18 protein-coding genes are annotated in these 22,027 nt (G+C 59.0%); 8 read left to right on the top strand and 10 right to left on the bottom strand.

Translation table 11 applies throughout. The features are described 5' to 3' along the window. Positions 1-4: 4 nt before the first annotated feature. Positions 5-1,015: a hypothetical protein gene (locus ACQ66M_RS00735; protein ID WP_430401383.1), complete on the bottom strand. Its 1,011-nt coding sequence runs from the start codon at positions 1,013-1,015 to the stop codon at positions 5-7. A 112-nt stretch (positions 1,016-1,127) separates the two neighbouring features. Between ACQ66M_RS00735 and ACQ66M_RS00730 the strand changes: the two genes are divergently transcribed. Then, positions 1,128-1,787, top strand: a complete 660-nt coding sequence (locus ACQ66M_RS00730; RefSeq protein WP_350170904.1) for a response regulator transcription factor — start codon at positions 1,128-1,130, stop codon at positions 1,785-1,787. On the opposite strand, the gene ACQ66M_RS00725 is transcribed toward ACQ66M_RS00730, so the two are convergent. Then, positions 1,761-3,455: a hybrid sensor histidine kinase/response regulator gene (locus tag ACQ66M_RS00725; RefSeq protein ID WP_430401382.1), complete on the bottom strand. Its 1,695-nt coding sequence runs from the start codon at positions 3,453-3,455 to the stop codon at positions 1,761-1,763. The two genes, ACQ66M_RS00730 and ACQ66M_RS00725, sit on opposite strands and share 27 nt — an antisense overlap. A 125-nt stretch (positions 3,456-3,580) precedes the next feature. Then, positions 3,581-4,423 carry a helix-turn-helix domain-containing protein gene (locus tag ACQ66M_RS00720; protein WP_430405104.1) on the bottom strand — a complete coding sequence of 281 codons (843 nt, stop codon included), beginning with the start codon at positions 4,421-4,423 and terminating at the stop codon, positions 3,581-3,583. 331 nt (positions 4,424-4,754) lie between these two features. Between ACQ66M_RS00720 and ACQ66M_RS00715 the strand changes: the two genes are divergently transcribed. Further along, positions 4,755-4,901 (top strand): hypothetical protein, encoded by a 147-nt coding sequence (locus ACQ66M_RS00715; protein ID WP_430401381.1) that lies wholly within the window; start codon positions 4,755-4,757, stop codon positions 4,899-4,901. Between the two features lie 546 nt (positions 4,902-5,447). On the opposite strand, the gene ACQ66M_RS00710 is transcribed toward ACQ66M_RS00715, so the two are convergent. The 3 genes from ACQ66M_RS00710 to ACQ66M_RS00700 all read right to left on the bottom strand — a co-directional run bounded on the left by ACQ66M_RS00710 (position 5,448) and on the right by ACQ66M_RS00700 (position 8,171). Next, positions 5,448-5,630, bottom strand: a complete 183-nt coding sequence (locus ACQ66M_RS00710) for a DUF2256 domain-containing protein (protein WP_430401380.1) — start codon at positions 5,628-5,630, stop codon at positions 5,448-5,450. After that, entirely contained in the window at positions 5,627-7,156 is a 1,530-nt protein-coding gene (locus tag ACQ66M_RS00705) for a cryptochrome/photolyase family protein (protein ID WP_430401379.1), read from the bottom strand. Before ACQ66M_RS00705 ends, ACQ66M_RS00710 begins: the two co-directional genes overlap by 4 nt. Positions 7,157-7,346: 190 nt before the next feature. Beyond that, positions 7,347-8,171: an enoyl-CoA hydratase-related protein gene (locus tag ACQ66M_RS00700; protein ID WP_430401377.1), complete on the bottom strand. Its 825-nt coding sequence runs from the start codon at positions 8,169-8,171 to the stop codon at positions 7,347-7,349. 289 nt (positions 8,172-8,460) lie between these two features. Between ACQ66M_RS00700 and ACQ66M_RS00695 the strand changes: the two genes are divergently transcribed. After that, a complete protein-coding gene (locus tag ACQ66M_RS00695) occupies positions 8,461-10,908 on the top strand; it encodes a TonB-dependent receptor (protein ID WP_430401375.1) in 2,448 nt (815 codons plus the stop codon). Between the two features lie 25 nt (positions 10,909-10,933). Beyond that, positions 10,934-11,350 (top strand): nuclear transport factor 2 family protein, encoded by a 417-nt coding sequence (locus ACQ66M_RS00690; RefSeq protein ID WP_350170911.1) that lies wholly within the window; start codon positions 10,934-10,936, stop codon positions 11,348-11,350. Between the two features lie 46 nt (positions 11,351-11,396). On the opposite strand, the gene ACQ66M_RS00685 is transcribed toward ACQ66M_RS00690, so the two are convergent. Then, complete coding sequence (locus ACQ66M_RS00685; RefSeq protein ID WP_350170912.1) at positions 11,397-11,936, bottom strand: MarR family winged helix-turn-helix transcriptional regulator; 540 nt, start codon at positions 11,934-11,936, stop codon at positions 11,397-11,399. 224 nt (positions 11,937-12,160) lie between these two features. Between ACQ66M_RS00685 and ACQ66M_RS00680 the strand changes: the two genes are divergently transcribed. After that, entirely contained in the window at positions 12,161-13,408 is a 1,248-nt protein-coding gene (locus ACQ66M_RS00680) for a cytochrome P450 (RefSeq protein ID WP_350170913.1), read from the top strand. Positions 13,409-13,521: 113 nt separating this feature from the next. Here ACQ66M_RS00680 and ACQ66M_RS00675 read toward each other — a convergent pair whose 3' ends face one another. The 3 genes from ACQ66M_RS00675 to ACQ66M_RS00665 are packed head-to-tail and all read right to left on the bottom strand — an operon-like array spanning position 13,522 to position 16,526. Beyond that, the gene (locus ACQ66M_RS00675) at positions 13,522-14,412 is read right to left on the bottom strand and encodes an aldose 1-epimerase (RefSeq protein WP_350170914.1); all 891 of its coding nucleotides are present in this window, start codon (positions 14,410-14,412) and stop codon (positions 13,522-13,524) included. A 3-nt stretch (positions 14,413-14,415) separates the two neighbouring features. Further along, a complete protein-coding gene (galK, locus tag ACQ66M_RS00670; protein WP_350170915.1) occupies positions 14,416-15,450 on the bottom strand; it encodes a galactokinase in 1,035 nt (344 codons plus the stop codon). Next, the gene (locus ACQ66M_RS00665; protein WP_430401373.1) at positions 15,447-16,526 is read right to left on the bottom strand and encodes a galactose-1-phosphate uridylyltransferase; all 1,080 of its coding nucleotides are present in this window, start codon (positions 16,524-16,526) and stop codon (positions 15,447-15,449) included. The genes galK and ACQ66M_RS00665 overlap by 4 nt, the downstream gene beginning before the upstream one ends. Positions 16,527-16,644: 118 nt before the next feature. On the opposite strand from ACQ66M_RS00665, the gene ACQ66M_RS00660 reads away from it, so the two are divergent. The 3 genes from ACQ66M_RS00660 to ACQ66M_RS00650 all read left to right on the top strand — a co-directional run bounded on the left by ACQ66M_RS00660 (position 16,645) and on the right by ACQ66M_RS00650 (position 21,907). After that, positions 16,645-18,717, top strand: a complete 2,073-nt coding sequence (locus ACQ66M_RS00660) for an alpha-galactosidase (protein ID WP_430401371.1) — start codon at positions 16,645-16,647, stop codon at positions 18,715-18,717. Continuing rightward, on the top strand, positions 18,714-20,684 hold the full coding sequence (locus tag ACQ66M_RS00655) for a beta-galactosidase (RefSeq protein ID WP_430401369.1): 1,971 nt from the start codon (positions 18,714-18,716) through the stop codon (positions 20,682-20,684). Before ACQ66M_RS00660 ends, ACQ66M_RS00655 begins: the two co-directional genes overlap by 4 nt. Before the next feature lie 149 nt (positions 20,685-20,833). Next, the gene (locus ACQ66M_RS00650; protein ID WP_430401367.1) at positions 20,834-21,907 is read left to right on the top strand and encodes a GGDEF domain-containing protein; all 1,074 of its coding nucleotides are present in this window, start codon (positions 20,834-20,836) and stop codon (positions 21,905-21,907) included. The last annotated feature ends 120 nt before the right edge of the window (positions 21,908-22,027 follow it).

The following is a 22,027-nucleotide window of genomic DNA, read 5'->3' as shown; positions in this document are numbered from 1 at the left end:
CAGGTCAGTCCTCCAGCGCCCCGCCGTTCGGGGTGGCGGGTGCGCCGTCGACAATCGCGCCGTCTATACGGATTGCCTGTTGAAGGTCGTCGAGCCAGCGTCCCGGTATGAGGGCGTGTCCCTGATGCGCGAATCGAATTTGTGCGTAGGTGTAGGCCGCATTATTACCGCCGATTTCTGACATGGGTTTCGTGGACAGGTCCATCTGGATCGACCCGTCTCCGCCAACACTCCCGACCCCACCCGGGATCTGTGACAGTGCCGCAGCTGCTTCCGGATTATTCGCGAGCACGTCGTTGAGCATGGACTGTCCAAGAGCGCCTCCAGTGCCGAGTTCGCTCATCGCGGATGACTGCCCGAAACTGCGAGCGTCGGAATATCCCGTCATGCGTGCCGACAAGCCGGACGTTCCGAACATGGCCTGTACCGGCAATCCGCGCTGTTCAGCCAGCATGGCCTGGAAATTCCGGGGGCTCTGGCCGAAGAGGGAGAAAGGCACGTGCAGAAATGCGGGTTGTTCCGGATCGCTGATATAAGTTTGATCCTCGCAAAAAGTGGGCCCGGGCCGGTACCTGACGGCATGGCCGGTGGCCAGGATGGCGCCGAGGCGGGCTGCTTCGTTCATAGACATCACGCTCGCATCTGCATCCGCGAAGAAGCCATAATAGATGATCAGCGGTTCTTCGGTTTCAGGGTCACAGTCGGGTCCGCCTGCGGGGCTGTAGTTCTGGATCAGGGCTGCACCACTCGTTGCTTCCAGCATGAAGCTACGAGAATCAGTCTGCGATTTCGCCATCTTGCCAAGGCCGCCATCGGAAATCGCAAAGTGCCGCGTCTCGTCCGACACGGGCATGACAAGTTCCTGAGGGTCCATCTGCTCAATTAGCTGCACCGCATCCTTGATGCGCTGTTCGAACCTGTCGGCTTGTGACCCGCCCAGCCCCTGCGCGCCAGCCTGAGAGGCGAACGTTAGCGCCAGCGCTGTCGCCGCATATCCGAAAATGGTCCTGTTCATCGCGTGCGTCCCTTCAAGATGAGGCGCAATGTTCAGGAAAATACTGCACAATATCAACCAGTACGAATGTCCTAGTTTATTTCCCATCAGCGTGTCGGTATAGCTTTCAGGCATGGGGACGCATGCGCTTGAACTGATAATCGCTGACGATCATCCGGTGTTCAGGGCCGGTATTTTGAGCATCGTTCGCTCGGCTCTGGGAGATGCTCGGCTGCGGGAAGCAGGAACGGCCACGGTTCTGAGGCGGGAACTCGACACTGCACCAGCAGACCTGCTGATCCTCGATATCTTTTTCCCGGGGCTGGAACCAGAAAGCGACATTCGCAGGTTTCGTCTAGCGCATCCGCTGATGGCGATACTCGTCGTATCCATGCTGACGGAACGCGGAGCCGTCGAGCGGCTGATGCGGGCCGGTGCCAATGGCTTTGTCTCCAAGCGTTCGCCACCTGACAGCATGCTGAAAGGCATCCGGGAAGTCATGCAGGGTGGACGCCCTGTCTATCTGCCGCCGAGCGGGCCTGGCCGACCCATTTCGACAGCGGACGATCCCGTTCATGCCCTTCCGCCGCGGCAGAGTGACGTGCTGAAACTGATTTGCCTCGGCCTGTCCAACAAGGAAATCGCCAAGGAGCTCGACCTTTCCGTGTCCACCGTGCGGGCCCATGTGTCGGCCCTGTTCCAGAAGCTCGGTGTGACCAACCGCACCGCTGCTGCCACCTTTGGCCTCAATCACGGTGCGCTTCACTCACCCCGCGAGACTGATCAGCGCTGACCTCAGCTGGACCGGGCGGACCGGTTTCAGCAGAACCAGCAGGCCGGTCTGCCTGATCTGTTTCGCTGTCTCCGGTGACGAACTGCCTGTCATGATCAATGCAGGCGTACCCGGGAACTTTTCCTGCAAGACCTTGATTAGCTGTAGCCCCGTCTGATTGCGACGCAGGTCATAGTCGCAGATGATCAGGTCTGGCCTGAACAGGCTCTCCATCTCGTCGCTGGACAGGGAGTCGCGTAGATCAACGCTCCAGCCCCAGCTGGACAATAAATCGCCTGTCGCCTCCAGGGTTGAGCGATCGTCGTCAATGATGAGCGCCCTGCCGGGCTGGTCCTGCATCTTGAGCTTTTCCGGGTCACTCTCGGGCACGGCTGCGGCACGATCTGACATATCAAACGGCCCGACCCGGAAAGTGGCACCTTCGCCCGCCTTTGACGCAACCGATACGCGTGCCCCTGCAAGCTCGGCGAGGCGCTGGACAATAGCCAGTCCGAGTCCCACGCCTTCGCTGGCATCGGTTAGCTCACTGCCTTTCTGGAAGGCCTCGAATATCCGGGCCTGTTCCTCCTTGTGGATGCCGGGCCCCCAGTCGCGCACCAGCAAGGTGAACTGCCTGCCAGACTGTTCCGTAGTCACCAGTATGTCCGTTCCTTCGCCGTGACGGATGGCGTTGGAGACAAGGTTTTGCAGGATACGTCGCACGATCAACGGGTCGCTTTCTATCATCGTGTTGCCAGCTTCCGCCCGCAGGCTACAGCCGGCCGCAATGGCTGCCGGAGAAAACTCCGTGATGATGTCGTTGATCAGGTCTCCCAGGCTGAAGGTGTGAAAGTTAGGCCGAATTTGCTGTGTATCCAGCAGGGTGACGTCGAGTAGCGAAGTGAACAGTTTTGACAGTATCTCGACGGACTGTTTCAACCGTTCGAAAACATGATGCGTTTCAGGCGTGAGTTGCGTTTCGGATTGCGACGCAAGCAGAAGTCCCATCGCATGAATGGGCTGGCGCAGATCGTGACTTGCTTGTGCGAGGAAGCGCGACTTGGCTCTATTCGCATTCTCGGCTTCGGCACGCGCGGTTTCGAGTGCGTCCGCAAGCTGCATCTTTTCCCATTGCAGCACGAAGCCACGGCGTGTGAAACCCCGGAGCACCCAGCCTAGTCCCAACATCAAGAGTAGGAACAGGACCAGCATCCCGGCAGCAATCACCCTTTGCCCATCCGGATTGTCGAGATAGGTCCGCGCTGCCTGCGCAAACATGATAATACTCAGGGTAAGGACAAGAATCGGGTAGCGCATGTTGTGCGTGCCCGTTCCGGTCAGTACGCCGCCGCTGATGATGAAACCGACAAAGGTGCGCAGTTCTGTATCGTCGGTTGGCAACAGCATAAACCCCAACCAGCCCCAGCCCAGCGCCAGCAGTATCGCCGTCGCATCAAAGGCGGTAGAGATACGGTCGAGAGGCGCATTGGCATCGGCACGCGCGGCGCCATGAAAACATATATAGGCCTGCGCAAGCCCGAACACAGTCATCCAGCCGGCCCATGGCCAAAGCAGTTGCGGGACGACGACGGAGTTCAGGACGTAGGTTAGCAATATGGCCGACAGGATATGCATCTGCCAGACGAAGCGGCCGAGCTTCAGTAGCAGTGCGTTGCTGTGATAGGTCACAAAAGTTCGTTGTGACTGATCTGCCTGCATGGCCCGTCCCCCAGACTCCGGGTCTCGTCTTACGCTATGTGTTCAATACAGGCTAATCCCGGAGCAGACCACCTTGCAGCCAGTGGTCATGGCCCCTATCCAACGAGGCTGAACGGCGACTCATGATCAATCTGCAGGCGCTCCTGAAGCGTCATGCGCACGAGCAGATGCGCGCCCTTGATGAACTCGCTGGGGGTTCGCCCGTTGAACTGCCTGAACTCGCGGATGAAGTGTGACTGGTCGAAATAGGCCGTCGTGGCGATGTCGCGCCAGTCGGTGAGCTGTTTCCAGGTCAGGCGATTAGCCGAGTGCAAGGCCCGGAATTTACGGTGAAGCCGCTTGGGTGCACTGCCAAAATAGATCTTGCACAGCCGCTCAACCTGGCGCGCTGACAAGTCTGTTGCCGACAGCAGGTCGTCAAGCTCGTTCGGTTCCGGATCCACAATCCAGCGCGTTGCTTGCATCAGGAACCGCTCGTTCACCGATATGTCAGGGTCGTTAAGTGATGCGAACAAGCGATTGGCCGCTACGACGCGGGATTCCGCGTCAGGCGCTTGCGTGACTGCGCGGATCTGATCGCGGTTGTTGCTATCGACAAGGTTGTCCAGCGGGACAAGCTTATCAGCATAGGTTTCTGCTGAAACCTTCAGCATGCGCGACCACCCGAGGGGGGTGATCGCCGCGCCGAAGATCACAGTGCCGGCTTCAAAGCGAACGTTGCTCCAGCGAAAGGTCGGTCCGCACAATACGGCGCTGCCAGCCGGAACCTTCACTTCGGTACCGCCCAAATCCGAGTGAACATTGCCGCGAATGATGAACCGGACATTCGCAATTTCAGCCCGCATGACATCAGCCAGGTCGTTCATGATGGTCAGGTTGTAATAGCTTCCGACCAGCGAGCGGATCGTTTCGTTCGGGCGGAAATACTGAAATTGCATCACGGCCGACATACTCCCGATTTTCCGCCAGCTTGGCGGGAATGGCGAGTTTATACAATCCCTGCGCGCCAACTGACGACACAATGTGGCTGAACTTGTGGGTGGGACTTCAAGTGAAGTGACGGGACGCACGCCGGAGAGAGTTGGCAGAAGGCATTTATGGCAAGAATCGGCTTTGTGCTTGTGGTCTTGCTTATGGCTGCAAATCCGGCAGCAAGGGCTAAGTCTACGGCTGTTATTGCTGCCGGTCGGCAGTAAAGTGACTATAATACATGCGAACGGTCCCATGATTATCTGGACGCCGAAAGGATAGCCGCCGAGGAAATTCTCGGTGGCAGACGGCAAGAAACGCAAGAAGAACAATAACGTCGCCAAAGCAAAGACGCCTGAGGAGTTCCACGCGGAGCTAATATCCCGCGCCGATACAGGCTGCTTGGCTGGCAATGGCCGGCTGTGCACGGAACTCGGCTCGGCCTGACAATCGCCTGCTTGCGGCCCGTGATGTCGGGAAAGATGCCCGGGACCACGCCTTTCCCCATTCCGGGATCATCTCATTATCCGTGCACGGAAATCCACCTGACGTCCGGTCCGACCATGGTGCGGAAGCCGATTTCATGTGAGCCGACAGTCGCCCTGGTGACTGAGACGGCGGCTCTCACCCGGTCCCGGTCCGCGGGGTGGATCTTTTCGGACAGGCGCTCGAAGTGATGTCATGGCCAGGGGATAGATCCCAGAGCTTGAAGCCGTGCGGGTCCATGGCAAAATCATCGGTATCGACGTTCCACGCCCACAAGGAAACGCCTGCGGCATCTATCGAGCGGCGCAACCCGTCATATCCGCATACAGGTTTGTGTATATCGATATTGGACAATTTGCATCGCATGCCCGCAACTTTGGCGAACCAATAGACAGTGCGCACGGTGTTACCTGTATACCAAGCTGGAAAGGGTCCACAGCCTGCCACTGCTTTATCGTGTTATCCGAAAATTGAAGGAATCCTGGGTGCGTCCCAGCCTGAAATGCCTCAAGACCATGTCTGTTCTTCGCCCTTACGGGTCTTTCGCCGTAACTCACCTTTGCAGCGTTCCGAGCAGGTTTTGACATTGTCCCAGTCTCGCGCCCACTTCTTGCGCCAAGCAAAAGGCCTTCCGCAGGCCGCGCAGGTCTTCTCAGGCAGATTCGACTTGGAGTGGCGTTTGTCTGTCACAGGCTTGCCAGAAAGTCTGCAGCACTGTCACGGATGCGTTGCTGCTCCGCTGCGTTGAACTTGTCATAGGTGCGCACAGTCTGAGCCATCCGTGGATTGGTGCTGATCTTGTCGCGATGGCGCGAAATGAAGTCCCAATAGAGCGCATTGAAAGGACAGGCATCCTTTCCGGTTCTTTGCTTCACGTCATACTGGCAGGACTTGCAGTAATTGGACATGCGGTTGATATAGGCGCCGCTGGCTGCATAAGGTTTCGAGGCCAGCAGGCCGCCATCGGCAAACTGGCTCATGCCCACTGTGTTGGGTAACTCGACCCATTCATAAGCGTCGGCATAAACGCTCAGATACCATTTATGCAACGTATGCGGATCAATACCGGCCAGCATCGCGAAATTGCCTGTGATCATCAGGCGCTGGATATGGTGGGCGTAGGCCTCATCCCTCGTCTGGGTCACAGCGGCTTTGACGCAGGCCATGCCGGTCTCAGCCGTCCAGTAGAATTCAGGGAGGGGCCGTGTGTGGCCAAGGAAATTGCTGCGGTCATAGCCGGGCATTTTTAGCCAGTAGATACCGCGCACATATTCGCGCCAGCCAATGACCTGACGGATAAACCCTTCGGCTGCGTTAAGCGGCGCCTTGCCCGAGCGGTAGGCGGCTTCGACCTGGCGGCATACGCGCAGCGGATCCAGTAATCCGCAGTTCAGGTACTGGGCAATGACCGAATGATAGAGGAAGGGTTCCCCCTCCACCATCGCATCCTGGTAATCCCCGAAATGCGGCAAGGCATGTTCCACGAATGCCTTAAAGGCCGCCTCGGCATCGGTGCGGGTGACCGCGAACCAGAAAGGCGCAAGGTCGCCGAAATGATTGCCGAAGCGGGCTTCGGTCAATGCCTGCACATCCTGTGTGATCGCGTCGGGCGGAAAAGCGCTGGGGCGGGGCATGAACAGGTTGGCATCTGCCGCCTTGCGGTTTTCAGCATCGAAATTCCATTTGCCCCCCGCTGGCTTGTCACCATCCATCAGCAGTCCGGTCTTGCGACGCATGTCGCGGTAGAAATACTCCATGCGTAGTTGCTTGCGGCCCTCCGCCCAATCCCTGAATGCGGACGGCGTGCAAAGGAAGCGGTCGTCCGGTAATATGTCGACCGGCACAGATAGCTGCGTCTGCCAGCCTGCCAGTACTTGCGAAACGCGCCACTCGGCGGCTTCGGTGACGATGATACGCTCAGGCTGGTGTTCGGCAACGGCCTGCGTCACCTGGGCTGAAAAGCTGCCCTGGCTCTCGCGCGCATCCAGCTTGACATAGTCGACTGTCCAGCCAGCTGTGCGCAGCTCTTCAGCGAAATGGCGCATCGCGGAAAAGATAAAGGCGATCTTTTTCTTGTGATGGCGTACATAGGTTGCCTCGTCATGAAGCTCTGCCATCAGCACACGGTCGTATTTTGGGTCCCCGGTGGCGAGGCTGGACAAGGTGGGCGTGAGCTGGTCGCCGAGAACGAGAATGAGGTGACGGGTGCCGCTCATTTCAGGTCAGGAGCCAGTGGCGCGAACGTCATGCCAGAGTCAGGATTCGTGGACAAAGGCATGGGTAACTATATCCGGTTCAGGCAGGCATTCGTCTCGGGCTTGCTATGTACATAGGCGTGGCTCAGAGGCCTGTCGATGCGCAGGATGTCACGCCCCGGAATCTGTTCGGGCCGGGGATTCCGGTCCGTCACAAACCGATACTGGCTTTGGGCAAAAGGGGTTCGTGCTCAGGTAAGGTGCCTGATCGTCGCGCCTGCAGCGACGCGGCGATATCCTGCGTGCTCCAGAGGGCTGATTGGGTGCGGGCGGACCATTCAAGCGCGTCCGGAACAGAATGGTCGCGCGCCCATCGCAGGGCCGCCTTGGATCCTGCAATGGCGACGGGCGCCATTTCGCAGACTCGTTGCGCTGCTGTCATGGCCATATGAAGCGCACCTGCAGCGTCATCGGCTACGTCAGCTACGAAACCATGCTTTGCGGCCTCTATTGACCCAAGTGAGCGCCCAAGGAAGGCCATTTCCTTGACGACAGGTTCTGGGAGGATCTTGGGAAGGCGTTGCAAGGCGCCGACATCGGCCATGATACCGGTATTGACTTCCTCAATCCGGAAATAGGCATCGCTGGATGCATATCTCAGGTCGCATGCTGCGGCGAGTTCCAGGCCTGCGCCAAGGCAGGCACCCTGTATGGCTGCAAATACGGGGAAGCGGGCGCGCTCTAGGCAGGAAAAAGTCTCCTGAAGGGACAAGGCGAGATGGTAGAAGCTTTCGCGCGCGGCTGGGGAGTCTGGATCGGGGATGCCGCCAGCAAACTCGCCGAGGTCCATACCTGCGCAGAAAATGGATCCTTCTGATGACAGAACCATCGCCCGGACATTTCCGGTTCGGTCGAGTGCGGCAATTTCGGGAGCCAGTCGGTTCCAGAATTCGGCAACAAGCGCGTTGCCTGCCTCTGGTCGTGTGAGCACGAGATGGGCGATTCCGGCATTCACGCTGATGGCATATCCCGACATGATCTGGTTCCTTTGGCAGTAAAGTGGTCTCAAAGACCCTTTTAAGTATTATCGGCAAATTGGCAACAGGTCGGGTTGGCGCGCATAGATGGCGCTGACGAATGATAATAAAAATAACAAAAACAATGTAAATAACACAGTTCGACATGCCGGTCAGGTGTGCCGTCCCTCACGTTTTTCGCAATGGAAAATCTGGCGCTCCAAAAAGGGTCTTGACGACAACTATCAACGAAAGGCAACTAAGCGCAATGATAATGAACCCCTGCGTCGCGGGGGACGGGAGGAAATAATGTTGAAACGCGCTCTTTGCGCCACCGTGTCGGTGTGTGCCTTTGCCATGGTCATGAATTCAGCTGCTGCGCAGGATGCGACCGCTCCGTCGGAAGCAGAGTCGGAATCACGTATGCTGAATACCGTTACGGTCACGGCCACCCGCCGGGAGGAGAGCATTCAGGATACCGGCGCGTCCGTTTCGGCGCTCGACAATGATGCCCTTCGGGCGCGGTCGGTCCAGTCCGTTGAAGATGTAGCAGACCTGGTTCCGGGTCTTCAGGTCTCCAGTTACCAGGGCGATACATCCATCTTCATTCGCGGTATTGGAACTCCCGTCATTGTCGCCGGCGCCGACAGTTCCACAGCAACCTATCTCGACGGGGTCTACCTGTCGCGCGCTGCTGCCATAGGGCCCGGCTTTTTTGACGTGGAACGGATCGAAGTGCTGCGAGGGCCGCAAGGGACGCTTTATGGGCGCAACGCCACCGGCGGCGCCGTGAACATCATCACCAAGCGGCCAACCGATGAATTTTCGGGCGATGCGCGCCTCATCGTCGGCAATTTTGACCGTATGCAGGTGTTTGCCGCGCTAAGTGGGCCGCTCAATGATGCTGTCCGGGCGCGCCTCGCCGTCCAGAAGGAAGACAGTAGCGGCTTCACCACGGTCCACCTGCCGCGCGGTGCGCTGCCGCCATCGCAACCGGACCGCACGTTCGATGCCGAGGACAAGCATGACGTCACGGCCCGCGCCACGGTGGAATTCGATCTGGCGCCAACCGTTATGCTCACGCTGACAGGCGACTATTACGAAGCCGATGACCGGGCGAATGTCTTTCACTTCGCTAGTCTGGGCTACCAGGAAGAAGTGCCCGGCTGGCTCGCCTCGCGCGAGGGCTCTCAGACTCTGCCCTATTTCGGCATCAAGAACAGCGGCCGCGTCTCGGCGCCCGGGTCACGTGACATCTATTCGGCTGTTGACTATTTCAACACCACAACCGTGTGGGGCCTGACCGGCCGACTTGACTGGGCGCTTGGCGACCATGACGTTCAGATCATCACTGGTTACAAGAATTCCAATCCCGATTTCCAGAACTCCTTTGATCTTGGTGACACGTTCAACACCTACATCCATCGTGCCGAAGACCATGAGCAATGGAATGCCGACTTCCAGATATCCTCCCCGTCGAATGCCCGGTTCAGCTGGATCGCCGGCGGTGGCTATTTCTCCGAGGAAAACGCCATCCAGAACAATATCTTTGGCGATTTCTGGGAGCCGATCCTCACCCAGGGCCTGCTGGACCTGCAGACGGCGGGTGTGCTGCCGCCTTTCCCGGTGAACATCCCGGAAAGCACATTATGCTGCGAGCTTCACCTGAACGGACGTCAGGAAACAGAAGCATTCAACATCTTCATTGATACCAGCTTCGACCTGACCGACACGCTGACGCTGAAGGCCGGTGTGCGCTATTCAGAGGAAGAGCGCGACGGGTTCCAGAACTTCGATCTTGCTTTCCTGCCGGCCATGCCGGGCGGCGCACTCATACGCTTCGCACCGGAAATCCTGTTCTTCCCGAATGCCGTGAGCGACAGCCGCGATGGCGTTCAGCCAGACCCGTTCGGCTTTGTGGTCGCCCCGGTTGAAGGTCCAGCCACCTTTGACGCCACCACGCCAAAAGTCGCGCTGGAATGGGCACCTGCGGACGATCTGCTTCTCTATGCCAGTGCCCAACGCGGGTTCAAGAGCGGCGGCTACAATATCGGGTCCAGCCAGCGCACGCCCTATGAGCCTGAGGAAATCTGGGCCTATGAAGGCGGCGTCAAGGCCGGGCTGCTCGATAACCGCTTCCGCCTCAACGCGGCTGCCTTCATGTATGACTACACGAACCTGCAGGCCCAAGACTCGATCGCCAACCAGCCGATCATTCGGAATGTCGGCAAGGCAGAAGTCAAAGGAGCCGAACTCGAATTTGCGGCGCTGCTCAGCGACATGTTCCAGATCGACGGCTCGGTGACCTATCTTGATGCGGTCTTCACCGAAGGCGAACTGGCAGAGCCGCTCCGTCCCGCGCCCCTGACGCAGGCGCCTGGATCCGTCCTGCGCAACCTCGCTGGCCTGAGACTGCCACGCGCCCCGGAATGGAAAATGAATATCGGCGCGCAAGCGGACTTTGCAGCCTTTGGCGGCGATGTCACGCTACGGGCGGATTACGCCTGGCAGGACGAGATATTCTTCACTGTGTTCAATATCAGTGCGGCGTCGCAGGACAGCTACGGTGTCGTCCGTGCACGGGCAACATATGCACCTGCCGGTGGTCGCTACCAGGTCGCGCTGTTCGGCGAAAACCTTTCCGACGAGAGCTATTTCACTAACCAGATCCTGACCGGGACGACCTATGGCGCCGAGTTCGTCGGCTCCCTAGGGGCGCCGCGCACATACGGCATCGAATTGTCGACCCGGTTCTAGTGGTGGCAGCCAGAGGAGATCAAGGATGACAAGGACACCACTGGAAACGGCTCAGGCCTGGTATGCCGGTGTGCACGAAGGCGATTTCGACAAATTGTTCGGCGTCATGGCGGATGATTGCACGATTGAATTCTACGGGCCGGACGTAATCCCGTTTGCCGGAATCTTTCGCGGTAAGGAGAAGTGCAAGATCTTCTTCGGGCATGTCGGCAATGACGTGGACATCGAGGAATTCAGGCAGGACGAGTTCATCGCTGAGCGCGACAAAGTCGCAGTCACAGGTCACCTGCGCATGGTGCTGAAGGCAACCGGCCGGCTTTATGCTGCGGACTATGCCCACATCCTCACCATTCGGGATGGCCAGGTCGTCAGGTTCCGCGATTTCCAGGACACTGCCCAGGCCGCACATGTGGCCTTCAATCTTATCACGCCTGAGCGCTAGGGAGCGTCATGCCATGATAATAGCAGCCGATATCCGCTCCCGATTCTCAGGCCAGTTCCTTCGGCTTGGCCGCGCGGCGTGGCTTCGGTTTCTGCCTGGCCGCCGCCTCTGCAGCCAGCTCGTGATGGATTTCTGTTACGCGCGCCAGGAAGTGAACGCCGGCCTTGATCTCTTCATCGCTGAGTCGCTCGACCATCGTATCCAGGAAGGCGCTGCCATTGCGCATCATGCTTTCGACAAACTGAACGCCGCGAGGCGTGAGTGTCACGAATTTTTCCCGGCCATTCTCGGGGTCTTCGGTCATCGTGATCAGGTTCAGGGGCGCCTTGGACAGGGCGCGGAGGGATTTCGAAATCGCCGAACTCGTCACCTCGTACCAAGAGGCCAGCGCACTGGCGATGTCCTTGCGGCGCATTTTCCGTCCATCGACGCCGCGCGTATGGATTGTCCACAGGAGGCACGCCTGCTGCCGCGTAAGCACACCGCATTTCAGGGCGTCTTCAATCTGCATGCCCACCAGATAGTGGATCGGAAAGAACAGGTCGAGGAAGTCATTACTCGCCTGTTTACGCCTCGAGATGTCCATTCGATCTCCGGTTCTTTGTTACGCGCTCGACAATAAGCGAAGTCGGATCGGGCTTCAAACACCGATAATCCATCAAGCCAAACACGTAGGAAATCCACCATGTGACAAAAAGGTCCTAAGGACACAATAATTCAAAAGCAACAAATTCCTGCAGACGCCAAACCACCAGCATTCATGCCGGTTGCCAGCGCAAGGCTGGGCCACTTCGCCCGGGAGAAGAACTGATGACACTCACCACTGCCAAACCGAATATTCCCGATGATTTCCATGTCCGCGATCTCTATTCCCCGGATGTCATGGCGAATCCGTATCCCTACTACGATCACCTGCGCGACAAGCCTATCCAGTTCGGTCTTGAAGACTACCCGCCCGGCACGATCCCCGGAATGGACAAGCCGTTCCCGGCCTGGGTCGTGCTGCGGCACGCCGACGTGCAGGAGGTCTGCCGCCGTTCCGACGTCTTCTCGTCGCGCGACATCATGCAGGAAAAATCCGAAGCGCCGACGCTGATGCTGGTCAATCATGACGATCCGCGCCACGCCGAGCTTCGCAAGATCGCCCAGATGGCCTTTTCCCCGAAACGGGTGATGAGCGATGTTGCTCCCTGGATGGAAGCCGCGGTCGAGGCACAGCTCGACATGGTTGGCGCCGGCAAAGTGGATTTCATGCGTGATCTCGCGCCCAACCTGCCGGCCCTGGTTATGACCAAACTGATCGGCACACCGGAAGAGGACTATGTCCGGCTCCGGCGATGGGCCAATGCCTTCATGGTGACGTCTGATTTCACCATTGCCGAACGCCAGCAATGTAATGTCGAGCTCTGGCATTATTACCAGTCAGCGGTCGATCAGCGTTACGCCGACATTGCTTCGGGCAGGGCGGTGCCGGATGACCTCATGTCGGCCTTCATCCAGGCCGAGTCCGAGGGCAACAGGCTGACCAATGACGAAGTTGTGCGCTTCTGCCTGACACTCGTCGTGGCCGGCGCCGAGACAACAGGCTATCTGCTCGGCAATCTCATTGACGTGCTGGCGGATGATCCCGACATGTACGCAACACTGCGCGCCGACCGGTCGCTGGTCCGCGCCTTTATTGAGGAGAGCCTGCGCCGTGACGGCCCTGTCCAGCGGCTTCACCGGGTCTGCACGCAGGATTATGAATTGGGCGGGGCGCTGATCAGGGAAGGCGACTGGGTTGCGATCTTCCATGCCTCTGCCAACCGGGATCCCGCTGTCTTTGAACGCCCGAACGCGTTCATCCTCAAGCGTCCCAACATGATCAAGCAGGCCACGTTCGGGCATGGTATCCATCACTGTATGGGGGCAGGGATCGCTCGCAATGAAGCGGCGCAAATGATCAACAGCCTGCTCAACCGGTACAGCCGCCTGGAGCCTGCCGGCGAGCGCGTGCGTCAGCGCGGCGGCCTGCTGAACTATGGCCTGGAGACATGCCCCATCAATCTGGTTGAATGAACGTATCAGCCGGGTTGGGGAACGGGTGAGGGCGTGCCGTCCCGGCTCTCGCCGCCATTTTCTCTAGCCCCGTTCCCGCCCGCATCCTTCAGCAAGACACGCCTGTCGGAATATCAACGCGTATATCGCGCTGAAATTAGAATCTCTCCGCTGATACGCTCGCCCGGTGCCAGTTGATCCATGGCCTGTCCTGCAGGCAGATCTTGCAGATTTATGGCATTCGTCGCGTGCGATACGGGCTCAAGGCAAAGGATATCGCTGCGCATGGCAGGGCAGTATATGACCAGATTGCCGAGCGTTTCACTCGCGCGCAGTGAAATCAAAAGGGATGTGTCCGGATATTCGATCTGGAGATGTCGGTTCCAGCCCGTGAAACAATTGTCGAGGTCGACATCCAAAACCGGTCTGGATTTACTGAAGCCCGCAGCCGGTGAAATCGGTCTCCAGCTGACGGGAAGCCCTGGTTCGGTCGGGTCCGCTATCCAGTAGCCTTCGCAATCGGCGTTGATGCGTGTGTCGCTCCGGCGCGGAAAGTAGGGATGAAAGCCGATGCCGACCGGCATGGCGTCCGCGCTCAAATTCTCCACGCTGAGTGAAAGCGTTAAACCTTCTGGCCCCACGCAAAAGCACTGCTCAGCACGATAGGTCCAGAACCAGTTCCCGGCATCGTGATCCAGAACCATTTTCACCGCGTCCGCACGTGACTCCGCGACACGCCAGGCGTGACGCCAGCCATGGCCATGCAAGGCATACGGCATCGCAAAATAAGGTTCCGTCAGTCGGATACTTTTGCCTGCAAAATCGAAGGCGCCATCGAAAATGCGGTTCGAGAACGGCAGCAGGGGAAAGCAGCCAGCATCTTGCATTTCCGGCCAGCGTCCCGCAATACCCGGCTTCAGTATTGGCTCGCCTTCCAGGTCACACCGGATGATTTGACCGCCACGCGCAGGATCGAAGCCTATCTGCCATCCGAGCGCATTGATTTCGACAAGCGGTGTATTCATGACTTAGGCAATGCGTGCAATCTTCGGATGGCGGGCCTTCAGATCCCTCCACCATTCCTCAAGAATCGCGGGATCAACCAAGGCTACAATACAGCCGCCAAAACCTGCGCCTGTGATGCGCGCGCCGTTTGCTCCGAGGTCAACTGCGTCGGCCACAAGCTGGTCAATGCCGGGAACGGATACATCCATATCGTCGCGCAGGGAGTTATGGCTTTCAATCATCAAATGACCAAAGCGGGCACGATCTTCAGCGCGCAAAGCCACGACCGCTTCCTGAGATCTCTTCCCTTCACTGATGACATGTCGGGCGCGGCTTGCGAGTGCCTGATCCAGCCCGCCCAGCTTATCGGGGTTCGCGTCGCAAAGGAATTCGGTTCCGATTTGGCGCGCCGCTTCCAGGCATTCATCCCGTCGCATGCGATAGCGGCCATCCGACAGGGCCCGCTGGAGACCGGAATGAGCAACAACAATCGTCCACGAAGCAGGCATATCCAGAAGTTCATAGGAGCAATCGCGTGTATCCAGCGCCAAGGCTGTGCCAGGCTTTCCCAGCGCGACTGCCATCTGATCCATGATGCCGCACGGAACTCCGATGAACGTGTTCTCGATGTCCTTGGCAGCAAAGGCCAGATCGGTATCCGTCACAGAAGCGGACGGAGGTCTTACCGCTTTGAGTGTGGCGACGATGATCGCCGCTGAGGAGGAAAGCCCCGCGCCGACCGGAATCGCGCTTTCGACGTGAACATCCTGCCCGGTCGATATCCATGCCTGTTTGCGGGCATATTGAAGCGCGCCGCGAACATAGTCGGCCCAGTGGTGGGTGGCGGGCGCATCAATGGCGACGTGCTGAGCGCCTTCAAACTGGGCCGAGGAAATGCGATCGCTGGTCGTCTGGTTGGCCTGGATGTCGACCGTGACCGAGGGTGCCAGGGCCATGGGCAGGACTGTTCCGCCATTGAAGTCGATCCACTCGCCAATCAGGTTGACCCGGCAAGGCACCGTGGCGGAATGCATGATGGCATTCTGGGGACTGGTCATAGGCCGCGCAGCCTTTCAGCAGCCGTCTCCGGCACAATGTCGACCGTGAACACACTCGTGAATTGTTCGACACCGGCGAGGTATTTGAGGCGTCCGGCATCTCGCATGATGGGATAAAATTGTACGGTAAACTGGAAGTCAGGGCCTGCCTCACGAGGGGACGCCTGAAAGCTCATCATGTAGGGCATCGGTGCGCCGAAAAGGGCATCCAGTCGCCGTGGGATATCGCCCAACAGTCTCGCCAATTCCTCGATTTCGGAAGCGTTCAGGTCCCATGGCCCGCGGCAGGGCCGTTTCGGCATGATCCAAGTTTCATAAGGAAAACGCCCAAAGGGCGGACAGAAAGCGGTGAGTCCTCCGTCGGTCGCAACATTGAAGTGCCCGTCCCAGGTCGCATGGTCCGAAACAAGATCATAGCCGTCCTCGAACGCCTTGGCCGCCGCCGCCTGTGGCGCGGGGACAAAGGGAAAGGCGTAGATCTGGCCGTGGGGATGGGCGAGCGTGACTCCTACTTGCTCGCCCCTGTTTTCAAAGGGCAGGACGTAGGCGGCTCCCTTCTGGAACAGGGTCTCGTATCGATCAATCAGCGCTTCGAGAAGCAGTACGCGGCGATCCTGGCCGACGGAGTAAAGACTGCCCTCCGGTTCGGACGAATAAACGACAACTTCACACTGCCCGGTCGCAGGGCCGCTGGCCCATTGGCTGTGCCCCGTCGGTCCGGTCTCGGGCTGAAGGCTGGAGAACTGATTGTCGAACACGGCCAGTTCAAAATCCGAAAAGGCGATTTCAGTCGGCGCTGCGCCATCGCGAAATGGCGCAAGCGGATCGGCCGCAGCCGAAGGAAGAAACGTGCGTGTCTGCCGATGGGGAGAGTAAATCGCCCATGTGCCGCGCAACGGGTCGCGCCGGAGTTCCGAATGGTGGCCTGCGGTCCTGACAAGCTCCACGCCCGCTTGACCCATATGCGGCTTGAAGCCGTAGAGCGAGACCGAGCGTCCATCGGCTTTCGTGTGCTGGCGACGGAACAGAGGCCGTGACCGGCCCTGCAATTTCACGGGACATGAATCGTCGGACATGACGTAGACCACTTATGCAATTCTGATTTGCATGTACCTAACGCATACAGGAAGGATTGCGACAGGATTCTCCGCGCCACGTTTGCGGGGATTGCCACATGGGATAAAGGGAAACGGGGTGCAGTCATATTCTCTCAGCGGTGACGGCGTCAGCTGCACAGTCACCCTTGTTCCCGGATCCGGGTTCAAACTGGCCTATCTGGGTCCGGCAGCCGGATCGGACCTGCAGAACAATGTGCTGCCGGCCATTTTACCTGCCAGCCCCGATCATGTTCCCGGTCCCAGCTTGATGGCGGCGAGGGGCGCCGGATATGCGGGGACAGGCTTGATTGACGCGGTTTGCCAGCCATCGGCCCGGCGGATCATTCTGTCGCCGAAGGGCATGACGCTGGTGTCTGAAGCCGAACTGGTCCTGCAGGCCGGAGATGACTCCTGCGGTGTCGAGGCGGAAACCACGCTTAGCCTCGAAGGCGGCGTCCTGAAAGTCCGCACCATTGTCCGAAACGCAGGAAGCGAGGCAATCGACGTTCACCGATGCGCTGCTGGCGTGATCCCCTTGCCGGATTGGGCCGATGATGTCGTCATGACGCATGGCGGATGGGCGCGTGAAGGGCATGAGTCACGGCGTTCGCTGGGGGCTGGAAGGGTGCAACGCGTGGGGCGTCTGGGGCGAAGCGGCTTTGATGGTTCACCCGCGTTGACTGTTTGCGAACGAGCCGCTGGCACACGCAGTGGACGCGCAATGGCCTTGCACCTCGCCTGGAGCGGAAGTCATTCCCTCAGCGTGGAACGCCTGCCTGACGGCTCTGGCGAAATCTGCGCCGAAGCACTGTATGAGCCCGGCGAAATCAGGCTCGCGCCGAAGGAGCAACTGGAGACACCCGAATTCATCGTCGTGATCGGAACGCATGGGTTTGATGAATTGCGCGCCCGTCTGCACCGCCTCGCACGCAGGCAATCGAGAGACGTCTTCAGGCCGGTCCACTTCAATACGTGGGAAGCGCGCTATTTCGACCTGAACGAGGACGCGCTTGTCGCGCTGGCCAAAGGCGCGGCTGCGCTTGGTGCGGAACGTTTCGTGCTGGACGATGGATGGTTTGTCGGGCGCCGGAATGACACGACCAGTCTTGGCGACTGGGAGCCGGACCCGGACATCTTTCCGCAGGGCCTTGCGCCATTGGCCAACAGGATACGCGAGCTGGACATGTCGTTCGGACTGTGGGTCGAACCTGAAATGGTCAGTCGCGAGAGCCGGCTTTACCAGCAGCACCCGGACTGGGTTCTGGGCTACCCTGATTTTGATGCGCCGACCGGACGGAACCAACTGGTTCTGGATCTTTCCAACAGGAATGTTCAGGATCACTTGTTCGCGCAGTTATCCGCCTGCCTCGATGCTGCGCCCATCGAATACTTGAAATGGGACTGCAACCGCGAGATCTATCCGGCTACGGTTGATGGCGTTGCCCGCGCCACGCGTCACGTACTGGGCGTTTACAGTCTGATGGACCGGCTTCAGGCGCGATATCCACAGCTTGAGATCGAAAGCTGTGCGAGCGGTGGCGGCCGGATAGACTTCGGGATACTGCCGCGCGTGACGCGGTTCTGGGCGAGTGATGCAACTGACGCGCTCGACCGGTTACGCATTCAGCGTTCGCTCTCGACCTATATTCCGATGGAGATGATCGGCTGCCATGTCGGGCCGGCGCCCAACCCGATCACGGGCAGGGTATTTTCAGTCCGCTTCCGGGCGCTGGTCGCCATGTTCGGGCATTTCGGTCTTGAACTCGACCCTGACAAGCTGTCAGCGTCCGACAGGACAGCGCTCTCTCATGCGATCGCGGTACATAAGCGATTCCGGCCATGGATGCATTCGGGGCATGTCCGGACAATTTCCAACGCAGACTCGAATCTGGATATCACTCTGATCGGTTCCGCCGATGGTGACCATTCCCTTGTCAGGGTGCTCAGGACAGATATGGCCCCCTATTCGCTGCATCCGAAAATCGCCGTTCCGGGACTGGACCGGGGCGCATCATTCGCGGTCTCGGAAGTCTCGTTCGACGGAGGCGCCGATACAGACCTCGGGATCGCATCTGCCGAAGGGCTTGCCTGGACCGGCCTTGCCATGGACCCTGTCAAACCCAACCAGGGCAGGCTGTTTTACCTCAAGCGCATCATGGAGCATGCATGACGAGTCTGGGTGTTTGCTACTATCCGGAACACTGGCCCGAAGAGGACTGGGCGGACGATGCGCGTCGCATGAAGCGCCTGGGCCTGGACCGGGTGCGGATCGGCGAATTCGCCTGGAGCAGAATGGAACCAGCGCCCGGACAGTTTGACTGGGCCTGGCTCGATCGGGCGATTGAAGTGCTTCATGGCGAAGGCCTTGGCATCATTCTCTGTACGCCGACCGCAACGCCGCCAAAATGGCTGGTAGACCGGCATCCGGATATCCTGCCCTGCGACAAGCATGGCCACCCCAAGAAATTCGGCTCGCGCCGGCACTACTGCTTCTCCTCCGGGACATACCGGCGCGAGAGCGCGCGGATCGTGACTGCGTTGGCCAGCCGCTATGGCGACCACCCGGCTGTCATCATGTGGCAGACCGATAATGAGTATGGCCACCATGGTACGCATGAGAGCTTCTCGCCAGATGCAGCCCGGGCGTTTCGCATGTGGCTGGAGGATCGTTACAAGACGATCAGCGCCCTTAATGCGGCGTGGGGAACGGCGTTCTGGTCGCAGACATATCGTTCGTTCGATGAGATCGACCCACCCAACGCCACAGTAACAGAGGCCAACCCGTCGCACCGGCTCGACTACCGGCGATTCTCCAGCGACGAGATCTGTGCGTACAATCAGATGCAAGTCGATATCCTGCGCGAACTCAGTCCCGGGCGGCCCATCGCGCACAACTATATCGGTGACTTCACGCTGTTCGACCATCATGATGTCAGCGCGGCGTTGGATTATGCTACCTGGGACAGCTACCCCATCGGCCTGCTCAGCGAAGGCGATCACAGCAATGCGGACAAAGCCCGCTGGCTGCGCAATGGTCACCCGGACTTTGCCGCCTTCAATCACGACGTTGTCCGCCACTGTTCGCCGAAATGGGGCGTGATGGAACAGCAACCGGGACCGGTAAACTGGGCCACGCACAATTGCGCGCCCGCGCAGGGCATGGTCCGCTTGTGGACATGGGAGGCCTTTGCCCATGGCGCGGATTTCGTCAGCTATTTCCGCTGGCGGCAGGCGCCTTTTGGACAGGAGCAGACACATGCGGGCCTGTTGATGCCCGACCGCCGCGATACGCCAGTCATAGCCGAAATCCGGCAGGTCAAAGACGAAATGGAACGGATCGGCGCGCAGGATCGGGTGCGCGCGCCTGTCGCGATCCTCCACGACTATCCGAGCCTGTGGCAGCATGAGATTCAGCCGCAAGGGCGGGCAGGGTCCGTGCTCGAAATGAGCCGGGCCATCTATTCTGCCTGTCGTCGTCTCGGACTGGACGTGGATGTCGTGCCGCCGCGTTCCGACCTAGAAGGGTACAGACTGATCCTGCTGCCGAGCCTGACGATCATGAATGAGGATCTTGTCAGACGGCTAACGGAGTCCGGTGCGACCGTGCTAGCAACCTCCTTGACCGGCTCGCGAACCGGAGAGGGGCATATTCCCGATGGACTGGCGCCGGGAACCTTTGCGGAATTGATTCCCATGCGCGTGGATCGGTTCGAAAGCATTGCGCCTTTCATCCAGCTGGATGTCGAGGTGGAAGGTAAGGTGTACGATGCCCGTCTCTGGCGCGAGTCCGTGACCAGTCCGGCAGATGTGCGCGCGCACTTTCCCGATGGTGAACCGGCATGGCTGCAGCATAAGCGCTGTCACTACCTGGCATGCTGGCCCGGCGATGACCTGTTGGATCATGTCCTGCGCCGTCTGTGTGAGGACGCTCGCCTGTCGATATGCGACCTTGGACCGGGGCTTCGGCTGCGACGCGCCGGAAACGTGCAGTTTGCTTTCAATTATGGCCCGGAAGCATGCGATTTGAGGTCGATATGTGCCCCGGCCGATGAAGGCGCCTTCCTGATCGGCGGCGCGCAGATCCCGTGTGCGGGGGTATCAGCATGGCGCCTGCCACTGAATCGGCTCGAGCCGTGATGGGCGCGTAAAGCTCTCCGAGCGTGCGGTGACCTTTCGAAGAAAAGCTCCGCGCGCAAGCCTATACCGCAGCGTTAACGAGTGGGAAAACATGCTCCAGTATTTGATTCTATATTGGAAATGAAATGGTAACGGACTGGAGTGGATTCATGCGGGCGGCATTGCGCGATGACGAGGTTATGAGCACCCACAGCACGCCATCACTCGACTTTGTCGAAGTGTACAAGAATGCCGGCAAGGCATTCGGCTTGATTGAACGCTACCGGACGCCGCCTTTTCCCGGAACCTATGCCCTCTGGTACGCCTATGTATCCGGCCTCGATAGCGAACTGGTCAAACGGATCGACGAATTTCTGGCGAAGAATGGCGGCTTGAACCCCTATGATATCGAACAGCTTTGTCAGTCGCTGGAGGCGCCGGGCGCCCGCGAAAATGCTGCCCACAATGTCGGGAAGGCCGTCGAAGAGGAACTTGAAGGCATACTGAAGGTCATCGCGGCGGGGGCCGAGCGAAGCGACAGTTTCAGCAACACTTTGAGCGATGTTCAGAAGAGCCTGCCGGGGCCGAAGACCAGCGAAGCCCTCGATGCAATCGTGTCGCAGCTTGTGCAGGAAAACCAGCGCATGGCCGACGCGACCCGGCAGATGAACGATAGCCTCGTCGCATCCCAAAGCCAGATCCAGACATTGAACCAGGAACTGGCCAGCGCCCGTATTCAAAGCCTGCGTGATCCGCTCACGTCCCTCTGGAACCGGAGGGCGTTCGACAAGCGGATCATAGAAGAGGTTATGGAGGCCGAAGCTTCTGGCCAGCAATTGTGCCTCGCCATGGCAGACCTTGATGCGTTCAAGGCCGTGAATGACACATACGGACACCAGCACGGCGATACCGTGCTGCGCAGGTTTGCGTCACTGATCGGTGACAATATCAAGGGCCAGGATATGGTCGCGCGATATGGTGGAGAAGAGTTCGCGATAATCTTCCCGAAAACCAGCGTCCTGTCAGCCTACAATCTCCTTGTGAAGATCAAGCACCAGTTTGAAGAGTTGAAGACGCCTGTCGACGATCAGGAGGGGACGTTTACAACGTCGACGGCTTCGTTCGGCGTTGCGCGTTTCGAGATGGGCATGACGGTGAGCGACCTGATCAATCAGGCTGACACTTACCTGTTCGAAGCAAAAAAGGCCGGTCGCAATCGTGTGAAGGCGATCGGGTTTGCCTAACCGCCTGGTGGTGTCGCCGTCTCGATGGCTCCGGCGGTGCATTATTTACAACTCTTGAGGTCGGGGGCGGGGGCGCGTAGCGTGGGCCGGCCCGCGCAATTCATGCGCACCCCAACGTGT

Origin of the sequence: Hyphomonas sp. (assembly GCF_965284475.1) — a bacterium.
In the GTDB taxonomy this organism is placed as follows: domain Bacteria; phylum Pseudomonadota; class Alphaproteobacteria; order Caulobacterales; family Hyphomonadaceae; genus Hyphomonas.
Note: the sequence above shows the minus strand (reverse complement) of the source record. Positions and strands in the feature narration are given on the sequence as shown.